Raw genomic sequence first — 18,033 nt, forward strand, 5'->3', positions numbered from 1 at the left:
AAATGGAACCATCTTAGAGCGCTTACAAAAAGGAGTTTTTATTATGGAATGGACACGGGAACAACGTTACCTCCCCTATCAAAAGCATTCAGCTCTTGAACTATTGCACCTTCAAGCAGCTGCCGACAATTCAGCAGAGCAGCTTCGCTACCATATTCGGCCAAGTTCCGGTTTATTAAATGATCCGAACGGTTTCTCATATTTTAACCATGCTTGGCACGTCTTTTATCAATCCTTTCCTTTCGGCGCCGCACATGGTTTAAAATCTTGGATGCACATGCAATCTACTGATCTGGTCCATTGGCACCCCCGTGGCCTCGCGCTAACTCCTGATAATGAATACGACAGCCACGGTGCCTATTCTGGATCAGCTAAACAAATTGGTGACCGGCTTTTCTTAATGTATACGGGCAATCATCGAGATCAAGATTGGCAACGCACTCCCTACCAACTGGGTGCCTGGATGGATCAAAACAATCAAGTCACTAAACTTGTCAAGCCACTGTTTCGTAATCCTGACTACATTAGCGAACACTTCCGTGACCCTCAACTACTAGCGCACGACGGCAAATACTATGCTCTCCTGGGGGCACAAGATGCCAAAACCGAAACTGGCCACCTTGCACTCTGGACTAGTGACGACCTCACATCCGGCTGGCATGATGCGGGTTTTGTCGACTTTACCCCATATCAAATGGGCTATATGATTGAATGTCCAAACCTGATTACCGTTGATGGTCAACCTGTGATCATTTTTTGTCCTCAAGGACTAAACCAAAGTGTGACTCGTTATCAAAACATTTATCCAAATATGTACATCACGGGACAAGAATTTGATTTTGAAAATGCCCGCCTGAACGGTAGCTCACAAGTTCCGGTCAACTTAGACGATGGATTTGACGTTTATGCCACCCAAGCATTTAATGCTCCTGACGGTCGAGCATACGCTATTAGTTGGGTCGGTCTGCCCGACATCCATTATCCAACTGATGATCAAGGCTGGGCCAACTGTCTTAGTCAAGTTAAGGAACTTCATCTTCATGATGGACACCTTTATCAACAGCCGGTCGCGGCAATGACCGACCTCCGCGATTTCAAGGGCACAAAAGTCTTTTCTGGTCATACTACCGTTATTGCTGGTCAAGGTGGTCAACAATGTGAATTGCAACTCACCATTGATGACAATCAATCAGGCACATTACACCTAGCTGCTAGCGATGATCTCCAAACGAGCTTAAAAGTTAAGTTTGATACGTCAGCCGGTACTCTAACCGTTGACCGGTCAGCAGTTGGTCAAGGAGTGGCAGAAAAATATGGTACTACCCGCTCAATTTCATTACCGCAACACCATGCCCTCAAACTGCGCATCTTTTTAGATCACTCACTTGCGGAAATTTTTGTCAATGATGGCGCAAAAGTACTCACCTTACGCTACTTTGCTGATCAATCACATCATAAAATCGCTTTTGATCAACCGGTAAATGCGACTGGAAGCCTGTACCAACTTAAAAATATCTAATAAAATCCTCGTTCGCGTGACTTACGAACGAGGATTATTTAAAATAAAGCTAAAGTTTTAGGGAGGGATTAGCAATGCAGGCCAGTGTTGACCAAGCTAATTGGCAAGCCGCCATCCAGCGGATAATTAATCAAGCCTTGCCAAATGATGAGTATCAGATAATCTGTTTTCACCAATCTAAATCAAGCGAAAGCTTATATGTCGACATTCTTTTTGAAAATTTACTTTTTCAATTCCGGTTTGCGTTTCACGATCGAGATGAAAACAACCCCGATCTATACTCATTTAACCTCCGTGCCTATCCGCAGGATCACGCATTAATTCATAATCTGCAGCAAATTTTGCGTCATCGTCAACGGGGAACTTTATTAACCTATCAGCATTTTGTGGCCCTTTCCCTCATTGAAAAATTAGCTCAATTTCATGATTCAACCATTCAATTCCATGATGACCAATTTTGGGAACACCACGTTCCGGTGACCAAGCCATCTTTAGAGATGAGTCTCGAATTTCTCTGGTCACATCAATTGCTCGTGATCAAACACGCCACCAAACAAGTTTTCTTATCCGAAAGCGGTCAACAATTACTGAACTTTTACTGGGACGTTGCTGATCAATATTTAGAAGAACCAATGTGGGATCGTAACCCACGAACCCAAACTCCTGATGAGCTCAGGAACCTTTCTTAGCTTGCTTTTCCTGCTTTAATTGCTCTTGTGCAGCCTGATGAATTTGTTGACGTCGTTCACCATTCACAAAGTTACTCTCCTGAGCAAACATTTTTAACAACACCTGCAAATTATCTCGACACGTCCTTTTTAACTTATCAAAATGCATAATTATCCCTAATTAAGTACTTTTTTATGTTCAGCATGGGTATAAAACGCCCAAGCAATAATCCCAAAGAAGACTGGCCCAAATGCGGTCCAAAAAGCAGTTGAGTATTGCCCCTCCAGAATAGGTTCAACACAAGTAAAGAGAATTCCGATTGCGACCACTAACCAAACCACGATTGAAACAATCCACGTCCAGGTCATACTCTGATAAAAAACAAAGGGCCGGTCTAAATCTTGCTTCATCTTGAAGAATGGAAAGGCCCCAACTAAGAACAAGTATGGAGCAGATGACGAAACATTCATCATGTCCGTTAAAATAGTGTAGAATTGCGTCGCCGCATTGCCCCCAAATGAAATAAAGAGAATGATCGCGCTAACTAGGATTGCCTGACACCACATTGCAAACGCGGGCATGTTGACATCATTCATCTTCGTTAACCGCTTTGGCAAAAGGCGGGGATCACAACCTTCAATGAAAGACTTAATTGGCGAGTAAACCATGACAAACGCTGCTCCAAGACCACCTAAAACATCACTTAAAGCCGTAATTTGAGAAAAAATTCGACCAAGAGTTGCAGCTCCGGCATGACTCAAACCAAATTTAGCGCCAACCGTCAATCCCATATTATTGATCAAAACATATTCAACATTGGCTAGGTTGACGTGACTCTTGCCTAGTACTTGTTGCCAATTAGCACTGACTCCACAAAGGAAAATTGTCAAAATGTAGATCAATGTCATAATGATCATTGCAATAATCAACGCTCGGGGGAACGTCTTTTCTGGCTTCTTCACAGAATCGATGACCCCAGCCATCGTTTCCAGACCACCATATGCAAATAACGCATAGACAATAAACGAAATTACGGCAATCGGCGTCACAAAGGCATGATTAGGTGACTTCACTAAACTCAGCGCAGTCACTGGCTCAGCTAATTGTCCATGATTCATCACCCAAAGGAGCAGACTGGCTAAAATAAAGATCACGGAAATTCCTAAAGTTGCGACCCCACATACTGAGGCGATTTTTGCAATCTTATTAATTCCGCGTGAAGCAATCCAGGTCACGACCACCATAAAAATGATTTCGAGAATTCCTAGGGTTTCATTCGCCGGCAAACCAAAAAGGCGCCAACTTTGGGTCTTATCAGTTCCGGAAATCATCGTCGAAACAGATACCAAAAAGTATTGAGTTGACGAAACCAACCAAACTACCCAGGCCGCAAGCCAAATAAACGTTCCGATAAAAGCTGTCTTTTCGCTCACCGAACCCCGCAGCCAAGAAAAGATCCCCCCTTTAGCTGCCTTAAATGAGGCCCCATATTCTGCGAACATTAACGCAGATGGCAGGAAAAAAAGGACCGCGGTTACGATATACCAGATAATACTGGCATACCCCATCTGATAAAAAGCAGTTAACGAGTTACTAAACCCAAAAATTGATGAAAAAATCATCAAAACTAAAGCACTAAGACCAATCTGTGTGGTTTTCTTTTCCATATTCAAACTTCTTTCTTTGAAGAATATTAATAATTATACAACTTTTTTAGAATTTTGCGAATATTATTTCAAAATTTCAACTTAAGTAATCAAGTCTCACAACGGATGTAATGAAATGTTCATACTAATTTCATTCAAATCAGCTGATAATTGTGATAATCTTTTTATGTCATGCATTTTATTGAAAGGAGGAGAAAACTTTGCCCAAGCCATCACGACGCGAGTTTCGTCGTCGGCAACAAAAAGCCGTTCATCAAAAGACCATCACGGTCAGTCTAATATTTATTGGACTAGCAATCTTTCTAAACGTTGGCTTGATGTTTCAAAGTCATAATCCGCTCTTTCAAGAAAGAAATGCTAATCCAGTGAATCTCGTTCCTAACCTTTTTCACTCCACGAGCCTAAGCAGTCAGTTACGTCACCAATGGAAGACCGATCTCAAAGGTGAAAGTGCCAATGTAGCAATTGCTGTTTACTCGACCAAAACTGGTGAAACTTATACTTACAATACGACCCCAGGACATCAATATCACACCGCCAGCACCGTCAAAGTTGCTGTCTTGGCAGGAACTTTACTCAAAAACGACGGTGATTTAGACGACCAAGGCCGTGAATACGCCAAAGCCATGATTGAAAGCTCTGATAATGACTCCACCACCGCTTTAATTAACAACTATCTTGGGGGAAGCGATGGCCTGCAAGATACCTTTAATCAATTTCAAATGACTAACACCCACGCAAAAGATGCTTGGGGAATGACCACTACAACCCCCAGCGACCAGATCAAACTTTTAAATAATATTTTCTTCAGCTCAAATAAGCTGACTAAAACTGAGCAAAAATATATTCGCTCTCTAATGAACAACGTCGAAAGTGATCAACGTTGGGGAATTTCAGCTGGCAGCAACGACTATGCCTTAAAAAACGGCTGGCTGGACCAGGATGGTTCTGATAAGTGGATCGTGAATAGTATTGGCTACATTAGTGGTCAACACCAAAATGATTACACTATCGCGGTTTACACCGACGACAATTCATCAATGAACTCCGGTGAAGAGCTGATTGAAAAACTCGCCCGTTCAACTAAACAGATTATGGATAAATAAATGAAAAATCGACCTGATAACACGCTAATGATGCGTTACAGGTCGATTTAGTTATTTAAGGCGCCATTGTTCAATGATTTTTCGAACTGTGAAGTCATTCTCATGAGCAAACGGTGTTCTTGACCCCGTCAACCAGCGGCTCTGCTTTCCAATTAATGGCCACCAGTCTTCCCCTGGTGTGGTGAACGGTGCTCTTTTTACCATTAGGCGGCGATTAACTACCGCGCGAAAACGAAAACGATCGTCAAGCGGTTGCAAACGCAGGCGACCATTTGATGAAAATTGATAGCCTCCCCACATATGCTGGCTAATCGGTGGCAATAGTTTACTCTTTACATAGCGAAGTCGCCCTACTAGGTAACGGCCATCCACATATCCTGCAGCTACGGGATCATAAACGTCGATATAGTTATTAACCTTATGCTTAAACTTGCGAACATGTTGTTGCTGCCGCCGACTTAATAACCAGTAGATATTTGGTCCCTCATAAATATCGGCACGTTTGACTCGACCAATTTTAGAACAACTGGCTAGTGCATACTGGATATTGATTGATCCTAAAGAATGACCATATAAGTAAAACTTTGCCTGTGGCCACCGCTTCAGGACCTGGTTAAGAACCTTGGCAGCTGTTTGCAACTGACTAGGAATCAGGTCACGTTGAATAAATAATGATCTACCAATTGGCAGGTTCGTCCCTAACCACTCATGATTCCAAGTCTCTGGAGTTCCCTTGATAATGCCAGAAGAGCCCTTAAATAGCAACGTATATTCCCTTTGCCGACGGTTTTGAATGATCAGCATTTGAAAGCCATCCGCCATTAGAATATGCTGTTGGACGACCCAAAATGGCCGGTTAACAATCCGGACTAATTCACCATCTTGTAGGATTTGATATTCTAACTTAGCAACCATCAAACGTTCTTGATCGTTCAGTTCTCGATTACTTAGCATCATTATTACCGTAAGTTTTCGCTGAGCGCTCTGATGCCATCCGCATTGAGTATTTTACCCATCTTAGGGACGACCTCCAGATGACCATCAATTAACCGATTTTTCAATTCCTGCGCAATTCGGCGATTTTTTCGATCCTGTTCACCAGTAAATAAGTACGTTAACCCTTGGACATGCATTAACTGATTGGTTAAGTCCACATTCTGAAGCGACTGTTTCAATGTCCGAACCTGTGCTTGATCCAATGGTGATTTCTGAAATAATCCTGGATTAAGTAAACTATTTGTGGCTTGCAGATGCGGACGCACTAACAGTAACCGATCCAAGCGTCCCAATAAATCGACTGACGCCCGCAAAGCAACTATTGCACCAAAATCTTCCCCAATTAAAATGACTGGCTGGGGAACCGTGCGGAGGTATTTAACAACAGCATGCACTAAACCATTAAATGTATACGGCTGTAGTTGAAACTGTTGATAGTCCAACACCTTTAACTGGCGATGACCGATTTTGACTTGCTGCCACCTCTCCAGTTTGCAACTGAACGCTGGTAGGACAACTACTGTTCCCATAATCATTCTTCCTTCACATATGATATTAACCATTTTATCATGCTCATTCTGATCTTTCAGTAGCTATATTATCCCATATTCAAAAGACATCCAGCCAAGATCCTCTCGCTGGATGTCTTTTGAAATTGATGAATCTTTTAAAATGCGGCCACCATTAAGATGACACCCACTAAAATTAAGAATGTCGCAATCAGCCAAACTAAGACCACTGCAGACAATAATGGGTTAAATAAGAGCATCACACCTAAAATAATGCCTAAAACGTTTAGTACTACCAATAGCCAGTAGTAACCTTTGCCAAACTGACGATAGAAGTTTGCAACTTGAAGTTGACCAATACAATCAACAATAAACCAAATTGCAAAAACATACGCCACCGTTAAAATGCCAACACCATGGAAAAATAAGAAAATTAATCCCAAAATAATATCTAAAATGGCCATAAGAATCAACCAGACTGACCGATGGTTTAGTAAGTGACTAACCGTTTGCCGAAGCCATAGTTCATAAATCCCCTTTAAAATGGCAAAAATACCAACCATAATAGTGACAAACTTTAACGTGGTATCAAGATGATATAGCGAAAGGCATCCTAAAATAATGAACAAAATACCTAAAATAAAGGCCGCCCAATCAAATTGCTTTCGTGCTTCCATTTTATTCCCTCCTCTCCATTATTAATTATAGCACCGTGTCTCATGTCACTAATACAATGTGCTTTAATCAACGACCAAATCTAACTCTAATTCGATGGGAGTATGATCTCGACGCGCACCGGTATCAATCATTGATGAACTAACCACTTGATCAGCAAGCCGGTCACTGACAAGCCAGTAGTCAATCCGCCACCCAGAGTTGTTTTGTTTACTCGTAATGACCCGTTGTGCCCACCAAGAATAGATGCCCGCCGTTTCTGGATGAAGATGACGAAAACTGTCGGTAAAGCCAGCTGCTAGTAATTTCGTAAAATGTTCCCGTTCTTCATTGGTAAAGCCGGCTGAATGATGATTATTTTCCGGATGGGCAAGATCAATCGGTTCATGAGCAACATTAAAATCACCACTGGCAATGACTGGCTTTTGTTGATCTAGTTGTTGCAAGTAGTCACGATAACGATCATCCCAAACCTGCCGTTCGTCTAGTCGGCGGAGCCCGGTCCCTGAATTAGGGGTATAAACTTCAGTTACAAAGCAATTTGGAAACTCGAGGGTAATGATCCGTCCTTCATCATCCATCGGCTCTGGTGCACCAATCCGTGGGTAAGAAACTTTCGGCTTGAGGTCTTCACGATAGAGGTACATTGTACCGGCATAACCTTTCCGGGCGGGTTCAACAGAACTTCGCCAGACGACTTGATAACCAGGAAAAATCTCATTTAAAACTGTCAGATGCTTTTTTGTGGGGCCATTTTTTGAAAGCTTGGTTTCCTGAATCGCCAGTACATCAGGTTGCAAAGCTGCTAATCGATGTAAAACATCACGAGTTTCTCCTGCCCGAGTGGATGTTCCAGTTAATGCCGCATTAATTGAGTCAATATTCCAAGAAATTAATTTCATCATGATCCTCCTCTTTGATTAATATCTTACGCTGAACCGGCTTGAATTGCACTAATCAGAACTAAAAAGGAGCTGCCAAATCGGCAGTTCCTTTTTAGTGATTGTTTAGTTGAAAACTACATTTGTGCTTTAATGGCCGCCAGTGAAACTTCACTGGTTTGGTTAAATTTCACATCAGCATCATTTAGACCGCTACCAATCCCAATGGAAAGTTCACCAGCACCGTTAATGGCCTGAATGCCGGCTTGGGCATCTTCAACACCAGCCACTTCATTTACTGGTAAATTCATTGTCTTGGCTGCTTCAACGTAAATTTCTGGGTCTGGCTTCCCCTTTGACAGTTTAGCCGGGTCCACAATCCCTTCGAAGTAGTCGGTTAGTTGCAGGTACTTTAAAACTTTCGGTGCATTTTTAGAAGCTGAAGCTAATACTAAATGATAACCAGCATCCTTAAGTTCATCCAAAAATGCCTTCATCCCGGGTAAAATGTCCGCTGGAGTTAAGGTTTCCACTAACTTAACGTAGTTATCATTCTTTTCAGTAGCTAAAGTTACCTTTTCAGCTTGCGAATAGTCGTTTTCATGACCACCAGCCTTTAAAATCAGTTCCAAGGAATCCATCCGACTAACTCCCTTTAGGGCGTCAGCTAATTCTGGAGTCCATTCAGTTCCAACTTTATCGGCCAATTGGTGCCATGCTTGACCATGAAAGCGTGCCGTATCAGCAATGACCCCGTCCATATCAAAAGCAAATCCTTTAAGATCATTAAAGTTCATCTTTAAATTCCTCCTGAATTACTTTAGTTCAAGTTGCTTACCAGCTAAGTCAATTGTAATTGGGTCACCTGACACTAATTCAATTTTAGTACCATCTGGGTCAACTCTGATCTTTAAGATCCGTCCACGGAACGTTTGACGGAATTGGTATGAATCCCACTTCTTTGGCAAGAATGGTGCAAAGTGCAATTGGTCTCCACGAACCCGCATACCAGCAAACCCTTGAACGATATCTAACCATGAACCAGTCATTGAAGTAATGTGCAACCCATCAGACGTGTCGTTATTATAGTTATCTAAGTCAAGCCGTGCTGACCGTTCATATAATTCAACCGCCTTATCTTCATAACCAATATCAGCTGCGATAATTGAGTAGACAGAAGCAGAGAGACTTGATTCGTGAACCGTAAATTGTTCATAGAAGTCAAAGTTACGCTTCTTTTCATCCTTGGTAAAGTCATCAATGAAGTCCCAAAGTCCCTGGATAACATCACCCTGCTTAACGTATGGCGAACGCAGAATCTTATCCCATGACCAATTTTGGTTCAGTGGTAATTGATCACTTGGAATTTCAGAGACTGGCTTCAAATCCTTATCTAAGAAGCCATCATTTTCTGGGAAGATATCTTTTTGCTTGTCATATGGTAGGTACATGTTATCAACAATTCCCTTCCAGTGACGCTTTTCATCTTCGGTAACGTCCAGCTTCTTAGCTACCTGATCATCCACTTCAGCCAAGACCTCTAACGTGTACTTCAATGTCCATTGGCAAAGTAAGTTGGTGTACCAATCGTTATTAACGTTGTTATCATATTCATCTGGTCCAGTGACACAATGCAGCATGTACTTATTTTGCCGTTGTGAGTAGTGGACCCGATCAGCCCAGAAACGTGAAATTTCAGTTAAGACTTCCGCACCTTCGTTCAAAACGTATGACTTATCGCCAGTGTATTTCGTATAGAGATAGATTGCGAAGGCAATGTCACCATTTCGGTGGATTTCTTCAAAGGTAATTTCCCATTCGTTATGACATTCGATTCCGTTGAAGGTTACCATTGGGAATAAAGCACCTTTCAGGCCTTGTTCTTGAGCGTTCACAAACGCACCATCAAGTTGCTTGTAACGGTACATCAGTAAGTTGCGTGCCACTTCTGGATTAGCAACTCCTAGGTAAACGGGAATACAGTAAGCTTCGGTGTCCCAGTATGTTGCTCCACCATACTTTTCACCAGTAAAGCCCTTTGGACTAATGTTCAAACGGTAATCATTACCATAGTAAGTGGAGAAGAGTTGGAAAAGATTGAACCGAATCCCTTGTTGAGCCCCTTCGTCCCCGTTAATTTCAACATCTGACTTTGTCCAACGGTCAGCCCATTCCTGAACATGAGGATCCAAGAGTTCAGCAAAGCTTTGTGCGTCAAATTGATCAGTCAGATCATTTAAACGTTTTTCAATGGCAGCTTGTGAGTCAAAGTCTCGTGAAGTGACAACGACCGTCCGTTTTTCAAGAGTGACTGTTTGGCCGGCAACGACAGTTCCAGCAAAGTTGTTGTAGGCATCTTTTGCATCAGTACCGTCGCCAACATGATCTAGATCAGTCTTCGTGGTCGTCTGCATACCAACGGTAAATTGTGGCGTCCCAAAGTCGTTTGGCTTCGTTTCGGAAGTTAATTCAGCATACTCACCATTAGCATGCTTACTGAGGACGTTCCAGAATTGTTCATCATAGTTAGCATCTTCGTTATAAACATCAGCATCAATCATGCTCGTAACTTCAACTTTGGCATCATTTTGTCCCTGATTTTTAATCTGAACTCGTTGCCCAACTAATTCTTTTTGGACTGCGGAAACAAACCGTTCAAATTGGAAACTCATGTCCGTCCCACCAATTGCAACGGTGAATTCACGGGTAAGAACACCACGCTTCATGTCAAGGTCAAGCTTAAAGTTCTTTGGCGCTTGCTTAGCAAGGTCAAGTTGTTCGTCGTTGACTTTGATGATTAACTTCATGAAGTTAACCGCGTTGATCATCTTACCAAAGTACTTCGGATAACCGTTCTTCCACCAACCAACACGGGTCTTATCAGGGAACCACACCCCACCAAGGTAAACCCCTTGCATGTGGTCACCGGTATAGCCTTCTTCAAAGAAGCCCCGCATCCCGAGATTTTCGTTGGCTAACGACGTCATTGATTCTTGAAGTCGTTTATCTTGGGGATCCCATTCTTTAGTCGCAACGTGCCATGGTGCAATATCAAATGTTCGTTTCATGATAAATTCCTTTCTTAATTAAACCTGCGATGATTTCAATTTTTTAAATCGTTATCTTTAACCTGATTATCGGACATAAGTTTCGTGAATCGTGCCGACTGAAAGGGCTGCTAATACCATCACGCCCCCAGCTAAGAGAAACATGTGAACTTGTGAACCACCCAGCATTGGGAAAATCGCAAAACTGAGTAATGAAGCAACAATTTGCGGCAAACAAATGGAGCCATTGAAGAGGCCAAGATATGTTCCCATATGCTTACCAGATAACGCATTCGTAACGATCGTCAATGGATATGTGTTCATTCCTGCCCAGGCGATTCCAATCAAAGTATACGAAAGGATCAGCGTCCACGGATCATGGATAAAGAAGATCGAAATGAAGCCAAGGGCGCCAAGCACAAGGCTCCCGGCATAGCCTAATTTATGGTATTTATTTGGCACCTTAGCCAAAACGTAGGACCAAACCACTGCGGCAATTGACTGAACTGCTGCTAACACCCCATACCAATTTCCCGCTTCTTGATATTCAATCCGTGTTGCATCTGTGGTATGCCAAACGTTGTCTGCAATTGCTCCTACTGAATACGTCCAAAGATATTGGAAAGCAAACCAACAGAAAAATTGAACCAAGGTAACCGTCCAGAAGGCCTTAGGCGCATGTTTCAGTAATGTAAACCAGTTACCGCCTTCCTTGTTATCGTCTTCAGAAATCCCATGATACTTAGCATAGGTGGCTGGATCATATTCATGTACCCGAAAAACAGTAAAAAGACTAGTAATCACTAACAAGGCAGCACCCACGTAGAAGGAAATAATCACGGACGGTGGCACAACCCCTTTGGGCGCTTTATTGGCCACACCAAGCCATGTCAATAGGAATGGGAAGATAGCTGCCAATACTGCCCCGGTGTTCGACAAGAAACTTTGCACCCCATAGGCGTAACTTTTTTGATCATCATTGACCATATCACCAACCATCATCTTAAATGGTTGCATGGCAACATTCGATGAGAGATCCAAAAAGGCAACGGTAATTGCTCCAAACCACAGTGCGGCTAGTGAGCCATACCCAAAGCCAAAACTTCCTGAGTTTGGTAGCAGGAGCATGACAATTACCGCTACTAACGTTCCTAACAGTAAGTATGGTAATCGACGACCACCCAGTTTTGGTGCCCAGGTGCGGTCAGAATAATAACCAATGATTGGTTGAACAATTAATCCTGCCAGTGGTGGCAAAATAAAGAACCAACCAAGATTATTTGGATCAGCACCGATCGTTTGGAAGATTCGACTCATTTGTGAGCTTTGCAAGGTAAATGCAGTTTGGACACCCAGAAAGCCAAAGTTGATCATCCAAATCATGCTACTGGAGAGCGTCGGCAAACCAGCAGCTTTTGAATTATCTTGACTCATAACAAACACTCCTTAACTTTGCGCTTTTTGAAAGCGCTTTTAAATTACGCCTAATAATATATCAAACATTATTCTTTAATGCAACCGTTTGCACAATTTTTTAAATAAAAAAATTCAGTTAAGCAAAACTGATGCATAACCACCGCTGCTGAACTGAATTTAATTAAATTGATACGGTACATAAACACATTGCTGACGCGGATTAAATAATAATTTAACCGCTTCGGCACCCAGTTTTTGTGGTTGGAGATCAATCACCGCTTGATCATTAAAAACCACTTTGATCCATTGGCTATTATTAAAGCACGCCACCGGTAATTCAGTTTCTTTTAATTGACGTGCATAACGCAGGTAGATCACATCATCCGCAAAGATCAAGCCATCAACTTTCGAGTGAGCTGCTAGCCACGCCATCAAATCATCCTGCACTTGGAGTTCTACCACCGTTGATTGAGCTGCCCGCTCATGCATCGCTTGTTCATAACCCGACTGCCGATCAGCTTCAAAGGGATGATTAGCTGCTGAGCGAATAAATGCTGGGTGTTGTAACTGATGCAAGTGACATAAGCGTTCCGTGGCCGCCTTTCCAACAGCCACGTTGTCATTATCGACGAACCGGTCTGTCGCATTGTAGGGATGACCGACAATAACATATGTCAAATGCTGTCGTTGGAGATAACTAACGATCGGATCATTCTGCTTCGAATACAATAAAACGAACTTATGTACTTTCGCTTGCTGAGCCATTGCGTCCACTTGCCGAACTAAGTCTTCCTGATTGGTTCCCATTGCTACCATCATTTCATAATTTTGGCGCCGAATTGCTTTACCAATCCCCCACATAATTTCAATATGGAACGGATTAGCTGGCTGGGTTGTTTGAATATCTGGAATGGGAAAAACAACTCCAATGATGTTCGCTTCACCACGGCTTAAATTCCGTGCAGAAAAGTTCGGGCGATAGCCTAATTCACGGGCAATCTGTTTCACCCGTTGGCGAGTTTGAAGACTAATGCGCGGATTGTCATTTAACGCTCGTGACGCTGTAGATGTTGAAACTCCTGCTTTTGCTGCAATTGTTCTAATTGTTACCAACCGACTATCCTCCATAAACGTAATAATCTTATTTTATCAAAAAAAGCAGGTTGTGACTGGACTTTTTCACCCGTCACAACCTGTTCACACTATTGATAAAGATTTCGTCGCTGCTGAGCGGTTGCTGCATGTTCTTCACGATCTTTATAAGCCACATGCGCAACCAGGCCAAAATCACCGTCCGTCAAAATGGTCGTTCCCCGTCGTCCAGGAATCTTATGCGGACCGCCAATGACATAAACATTGGCCAAGTACAAGCGGTACTTCTCGTGAGCCGCATGGACGTCAGTCAACCCGACTTTAGTAATGTGACCGACTCGAACACGCTCCATTTGATTCAGTCCAGCATAAATTTCGAGGCGATGTTCGAATTCATTATGGACAAGATCAAAGTACGGTGGGGTTTGATGATCGTTCAATGCATTCACCGGTTGATGAGTTTGATTGTATTCATCAATAATGGCCTCCGCATCTTTCCCATTATAGTTTGCAGTAAAAATCCCCTGTTCCACTAATTGATCTACCAAATGGCGCAAATTATATTGTTCTTCATGATTAATGGCCACTTCAGCACTAATCAAATTACTATCCGTGAAATAACCGTTAGCCTGGTTATTGATCATTGCAGCAGCCCGATCAGCGCGTGTTTGCTGTCGAGTTTCATTGCTTTGGTCATAACCCGTAATTTTCACTAACCATGGTGAAAGCACATCATATCGCGATGTCCGATCTAAAAAATAGTAGACAGCATTTAAATATACGTAGTATGTAATCAGTACCACTGCTAAACAGTACAGCAGGCCCCGCATCCAAACCCGATTTACTAATAATCGATATGTAACATAAATTAAGTAGAAATCACCAAGCAGGGCCACCACCGTGTAAATCTTATTTTTTAACTTGGTATTGATATTAAAGTAGCCCAATGAATGGTTAATCATATCAAGAAAACTAAACATGGCTTACCCTCCCTTAGTTGTTACTAGTGGTACCACCGGCACCACTAGTCGGCTTGGATTGATTAGTGTCTTGATTATTATTAGTACCGTTATTAGTGGTGGTCGTGTTCTCATTTGTTGAATTCGACTTGTTGGTAGTAGTTTCATTTTGTCCAGCCGTGCCACCGTTATTATTTGTCTGATTATTAGTGGATGAGCTGGACCGAGTGGTTGACGACGATGATTGATCATCACGATCATCATTATTACTATTGCGATCACTACTGTCACGCTGCTGATCATCGGTTGTCCGCTGCCTAGTGCGCGTACTGGTTACTTTTGCCCCTTCATTTGTATGGGTCGTTTTGTTAACAACCACGTTCGTTGCACCTAATGCTAAAACTAATGACACTAGAGCAAATGGGGTAACAAATGGTGGTGTTTTTAACATTTTCAAGCTCCTTTTTGTACCCAATTATAATCAACTTTCTGCCGAATGAAGGTTAAGGATCTCCTAAGATTTTTCATTCATCCGCCGTTGACATTCTGCGCAATAACCATACAGTTCAAAACTATGGCCGGTAATTTTGGCCCCTGGTAACTGTTTTTGGTAATCTGCATAATCAAAGTTGACCATCTTAATTTCTTGCACCTTGCCACAATTTTGACAAATAAAATGGTGATGATGGTGTGGATCACATTCTAACTTCACCATTAAGCCGTTTGTTCCGGGTTTCGTTTCAACCAATTTTAGTTCTTTAAATTCTTGAAGATTGCGGTAAATCGTATCGTGGCTAATGTTTGGGTACTGTTTGCGCATTCGCCGATCGACCTCCGTAATGTCAACATACCGATCTAAGGAAGCTTCTAAAATTCGGACTAACGATTCCCGTTGTTTGGTCCAACGGAGACCACGTTGCTTGATTCGTTGCTTAGCGAATGTAAGACTTTCCGTCATTGATTATCCCTCCACTTCCTGATGAAAAAGCTGGTCCAGTTTTGCAGCCGTTTCCTTCCAGCGATCATTTACGATCACGTGAGCCTTGCCGCGCAATTGAACTGGTAGTGTGAGGTCACGTTCATATTCATTACTACGTAGTCGCGAGGTAATGGCTTGTTTTAAATCACCGCGTGATTTCAGTCGTTGTGCTAATTTTTTAAAGTGAGAAACGGTCAAAAAAATAATGATTGCTTGGTCACCAAGCTTTTCCTTATAAGTAATGGCCCCTTTGGTATCTAACACAATGACATCAAAACGGTGGTCACGCCAGCCACGTTTTAATCCTTCCAATGAAGATCCGTATAAGTGGTGATCATACTCCACCTTTTCCAACAAGTGCAGCTTTTGCATTGAATGGCGATCTTCAAAGTAATAATCAACCCCATCCCGTTCATTTGAACGCGGTGGCCGTGTTGTGTGCGTAATCACTTTAAACATGTCATACTTCTTTTTTAAATAGCGGGCAACCGTCGTTTTCCCAGAACCAGTCGCTCCAGTGATTACAAATACTTTTTTCTTCTCCATTAGTTTTGCTGACTAATCAAATGAGCGTGCACTTGGGACAAAAGTTCTTTCAAATTAGTATAAGTCAACCGTTGTCGGGCTTCATCATAATTAAACCAGCCCGCACCTTTAATTTCCTCAGCTTGCAGTTTTAGCGGTTCTGATTCCGCGAGTTTGGCAGTATAGAGGGTCATTTGTTTCCGATTGCCATTCGGCAAATCATATTCAGTATAGACATGAAAACTAGTATCGATTGGTAAATCCAGGGACGTTTCTTCTTTGATTTCACGATGAGCAGTTGCCTCCAGAGTCTCATTGACTTCAACATGCCCCTTCGGAAAGCCCCAGAAGTTTCCTTGGTTGGTACTTTCTAATAACAGGTACTGTAATTCGCCATTGTTCAACCGGTACACAACTGCTCCAGCTGTAACTTCAATTGCCATTCTGAACACCTCTTAATGAATTTTTAATTGACTTTTAATGTTTGTTAACATTATGATAGTTCTAATGCGGAATCTATATTATATGACATTATAACAAAGGTGGTTAGTGATTATGCATTTAAAAATTTTCAGAAAGGAAAGTCTTTCTAATTACTTAGGAGCCGACCAGCACTTCGTTAAATCGCTCTCCGCTTTTGATTTAATGACCATGGGTGTTGGAGCAGTAATCGGAACTGGGATCTTTATTCTCCCGGGGACCGTTGCTGCTAATGATGCTGGTCCGGGAGTAATTATATCATTCCTTTTAGCAGCGATTGTTTGTGCTCTTGCAGCAATGTGTTACGCAGAATTTTCGTCTGCGCTCCCCGTTGCCGGAAGCGCCTATTCATATGGCAATATTATTTTTGGTGAATTCATCGGTTGGATCCTTGGTTGGGCACTAGTGCTTGAATATATGCTAGCAGTGGCTACCGTCTCAACCGGCTGGTCTGCCTATTTCAACTCATTATTGGCTAGCTTCGGTATTCACATTCCAAAGGCCGTGGCCGGGCCGTTTGACCCTGCTCATGGAACCTACTTTAATTTAGTAGCTGTGATCATTGTTTTGATCGTTAGCTTAATCTTATCGCGTGGGATGCAATCATCCAAACGGGTTAACAATGCCATGGTTATTTTAAAGATTGCAATTATTTTAATGTTTATCGGTGTCGGCTTCTTCTTTATCAAGCCCGCTAATTATCATCCATTCTTACCTTATCACGTGAGCGGTGTTTTGAAGGGTGCAACGACTGTCTTCTTTGCCTTTCTTGGCTTTGACGCTGTTTCAAGTTCCGCCGCGGAAGTTAAAAGTCCGAAAAAGAACATGCCAATCGGTATTTTAGGCACTCTGCTCGTTGCTGCGGTCCTGTATATGGGCGTCTCAGCTGTCTTAGTCGGTATGGTAAAGTACACCAAATTGGATGTCGCAAACCCGGTTTCGTACGCTTTAAAATTAGTTCATCAGGGTTGGCTAGCTGATACGTTGGCAATTGGTGCTTTAATCGGTATGTTTACCATGATGATTACCACCATTTTTGCCAGTTCACGATTGGTTTACTCAATCGGGCGGGATGGCTTATTGCCAAAGCCCCTCAGTAAATTAAACGAAGCAAAGGGGGAAACTCCAGAAAACGCGTTACTCTTTGTCACCATCATTATCGCCGTGATGGGTGGTTTAGTATCCCTTGATGAATTAACAAGTTTGGTTAACATTGGCACACTATTAGCATTTACTTTTGTTTCATTTGGGATCATCCCGCTTCGCCATCGACAAGACATCAATAACCATGGTGGTTTCCAAGTACCGCTTTATCCGATCTTGCCAATCATTTCGGGGCTGGCTTGTATCTGGATGATTTGTCAACTAGGCAAAACCACTTTTATTGGAGCAGGAATTTGGTTCATTCTTGGCATTGTCATTTACTTTAGTTATGGCTACCGCCACAGTACGATCGCTTCCAACAAATAAAATCTTAACGGGCAACTGATCATTAGTTGCCCGTTTTGTTAAT

At 42.4% G+C, this 18,033-nt stretch carries 19 protein-coding genes; 4 read left to right on the forward strand and 15 right to left on the reverse strand.

Annotated elements, in window-relative coordinates; all coding sequences use genetic code 11:
* The first annotated feature begins 43 nt into the window (after positions 1 to 43).
* Together Q0C76_RS06645 and Q0C76_RS06650 are read left to right on the forward strand one after the other, a co-directional pair.
* Positions 44 to 1,519, forward strand: a complete 1,476-nt coding sequence (locus Q0C76_RS06645; RefSeq protein ID WP_295731260.1) for a sucrose-6-phosphate hydrolase — start codon at positions 44 to 46, stop codon at positions 1,517 to 1,519.
* A 74-nt stretch (positions 1,520 to 1,593) separates the two neighbouring features.
* Positions 1,594 to 2,208, forward strand: coding sequence for a hypothetical protein (locus Q0C76_RS06650; protein WP_295731261.1), 615 nt, complete (start codon positions 1,594 to 1,596; stop codon positions 2,206 to 2,208).
* Here Q0C76_RS06650 and Q0C76_RS06655 read toward each other — a convergent pair.
* Both Q0C76_RS06655 and yjeM read right to left on the reverse strand, forming a co-directional pair.
* Entirely contained in the window at positions 2,192 to 2,356 is a 165-nt protein-coding gene (locus Q0C76_RS06655) for a hypothetical protein (RefSeq protein ID WP_295731263.1), read from the reverse strand. The two genes, Q0C76_RS06650 and Q0C76_RS06655, sit on opposite strands and share 17 nt — an antisense overlap.
* Before the next feature lie 8 nt (positions 2,357 to 2,364).
* A complete protein-coding gene (yjeM, locus tag Q0C76_RS06660; protein ID WP_295731265.1) occupies positions 2,365 to 3,855 on the reverse strand; it encodes a glutamate/gamma-aminobutyrate family transporter YjeM in 1,491 nt (496 codons plus the stop codon).
* A gap of 200 nt (positions 3,856 to 4,055) precedes the next feature.
* Between yjeM and Q0C76_RS06665 the strand changes: the two genes are divergently transcribed.
* Entirely contained in the window at positions 4,056 to 4,961 is a 906-nt protein-coding gene (locus Q0C76_RS06665) for a serine hydrolase (RefSeq protein WP_295731267.1), read from the forward strand.
* A gap of 51 nt (positions 4,962 to 5,012) precedes the next feature.
* Here the strand turns inward: Q0C76_RS06665 and Q0C76_RS06670 are convergent, their stop codons facing one another.
* From Q0C76_RS06670 to Q0C76_RS06730, 13 genes are all read right to left on the reverse strand, one after another.
* A complete protein-coding gene (locus tag Q0C76_RS06670) occupies positions 5,013 to 5,918 on the reverse strand; it encodes a hypothetical protein (protein WP_295731269.1) in 906 nt (301 codons plus the stop codon).
* 2 nt (positions 5,919 to 5,920) lie between these two features.
* A complete protein-coding gene (locus Q0C76_RS06675; protein ID WP_295731271.1) occupies positions 5,921 to 6,487 on the reverse strand; it encodes an alpha/beta fold hydrolase in 567 nt (188 codons plus the stop codon).
* 137 nt (positions 6,488 to 6,624) lie between these two features.
* A complete protein-coding gene (locus Q0C76_RS06680; RefSeq protein WP_295731273.1) occupies positions 6,625 to 7,143 on the reverse strand; it encodes an HdeD family acid-resistance protein in 519 nt (172 codons plus the stop codon).
* A 63-nt stretch (positions 7,144 to 7,206) separates the two neighbouring features.
* Positions 7,207 to 8,043, reverse strand: coding sequence for an exodeoxyribonuclease III (locus Q0C76_RS06685; protein ID WP_295731379.1), 837 nt, complete (start codon positions 8,041 to 8,043; stop codon positions 7,207 to 7,209).
* A gap of 116 nt (positions 8,044 to 8,159) precedes the next feature.
* Positions 8,160 to 8,819: a beta-phosphoglucomutase gene (pgmB, locus tag Q0C76_RS06690; RefSeq protein ID WP_295731275.1), complete on the reverse strand. Its 660-nt coding sequence runs from the start codon at positions 8,817 to 8,819 to the stop codon at positions 8,160 to 8,162.
* 18 nt (positions 8,820 to 8,837) lie between these two features.
* Positions 8,838 to 11,090 carry a glycoside hydrolase family 65 protein gene (locus Q0C76_RS06695; protein WP_295731277.1) on the reverse strand — a complete coding sequence of 751 codons (2,253 nt, stop codon included), beginning with the start codon at positions 11,088 to 11,090 and terminating at the stop codon, positions 8,838 to 8,840.
* A gap of 66 nt (positions 11,091 to 11,156) precedes the next feature.
* The gene (locus tag Q0C76_RS06700; RefSeq protein WP_295731279.1) at positions 11,157 to 12,503 is read right to left on the reverse strand and encodes an SLC45 family MFS transporter; all 1,347 of its coding nucleotides are present in this window, start codon (positions 12,501 to 12,503) and stop codon (positions 11,157 to 11,159) included.
* A gap of 159 nt (positions 12,504 to 12,662) precedes the next feature.
* Positions 12,663 to 13,598, reverse strand: a complete 936-nt coding sequence (locus tag Q0C76_RS06705; protein WP_295731281.1) for a LacI family DNA-binding transcriptional regulator — start codon at positions 13,596 to 13,598, stop codon at positions 12,663 to 12,665.
* Positions 13,599 to 13,687: 89 nt separating this feature from the next.
* Positions 13,688 to 14,557: a DUF6681 family protein gene (locus Q0C76_RS06710; protein WP_295731283.1), complete on the reverse strand. Its 870-nt coding sequence runs from the start codon at positions 14,555 to 14,557 to the stop codon at positions 13,688 to 13,690.
* Between the two features lie 13 nt (positions 14,558 to 14,570).
* The gene (locus Q0C76_RS06715) at positions 14,571 to 14,987 is read right to left on the reverse strand and encodes a hypothetical protein (RefSeq protein WP_295731285.1); all 417 of its coding nucleotides are present in this window, start codon (positions 14,985 to 14,987) and stop codon (positions 14,571 to 14,573) included.
* A gap of 63 nt (positions 14,988 to 15,050) precedes the next feature.
* Entirely contained in the window at positions 15,051 to 15,494 is a 444-nt protein-coding gene (locus Q0C76_RS06720) for a Fur family transcriptional regulator (RefSeq protein ID WP_295731286.1), read from the reverse strand.
* 3 nt (positions 15,495 to 15,497) lie between these two features.
* Positions 15,498 to 16,061 (reverse strand): guanylate kinase, encoded by a 564-nt coding sequence (locus tag Q0C76_RS06725; protein WP_295731288.1) that lies wholly within the window; start codon positions 16,059 to 16,061, stop codon positions 15,498 to 15,500.
* Positions 16,061 to 16,483: a bis(5'-nucleosyl)-tetraphosphatase gene (locus tag Q0C76_RS06730; protein WP_295731290.1), complete on the reverse strand. Its 423-nt coding sequence runs from the start codon at positions 16,481 to 16,483 to the stop codon at positions 16,061 to 16,063. Before Q0C76_RS06730 ends, Q0C76_RS06725 begins: the two co-directional genes overlap by 1 nt.
* Before the next feature lie 112 nt (positions 16,484 to 16,595).
* Between Q0C76_RS06730 and Q0C76_RS06735 the strand changes: the two genes are divergently transcribed.
* Entirely contained in the window at positions 16,596 to 17,990 is a 1,395-nt protein-coding gene (locus tag Q0C76_RS06735) for an APC family permease (RefSeq protein ID WP_295731292.1), read from the forward strand.
* The last annotated feature ends 43 nt before the right edge of the window (positions 17,991 to 18,033 follow it).

The sequence above is a fragment of the uncultured Limosilactobacillus sp. genome (assembly GCF_934202705.1).
In the GTDB taxonomy this organism is placed as follows: domain Bacteria; phylum Bacillota; class Bacilli; order Lactobacillales; family Lactobacillaceae; genus Limosilactobacillus.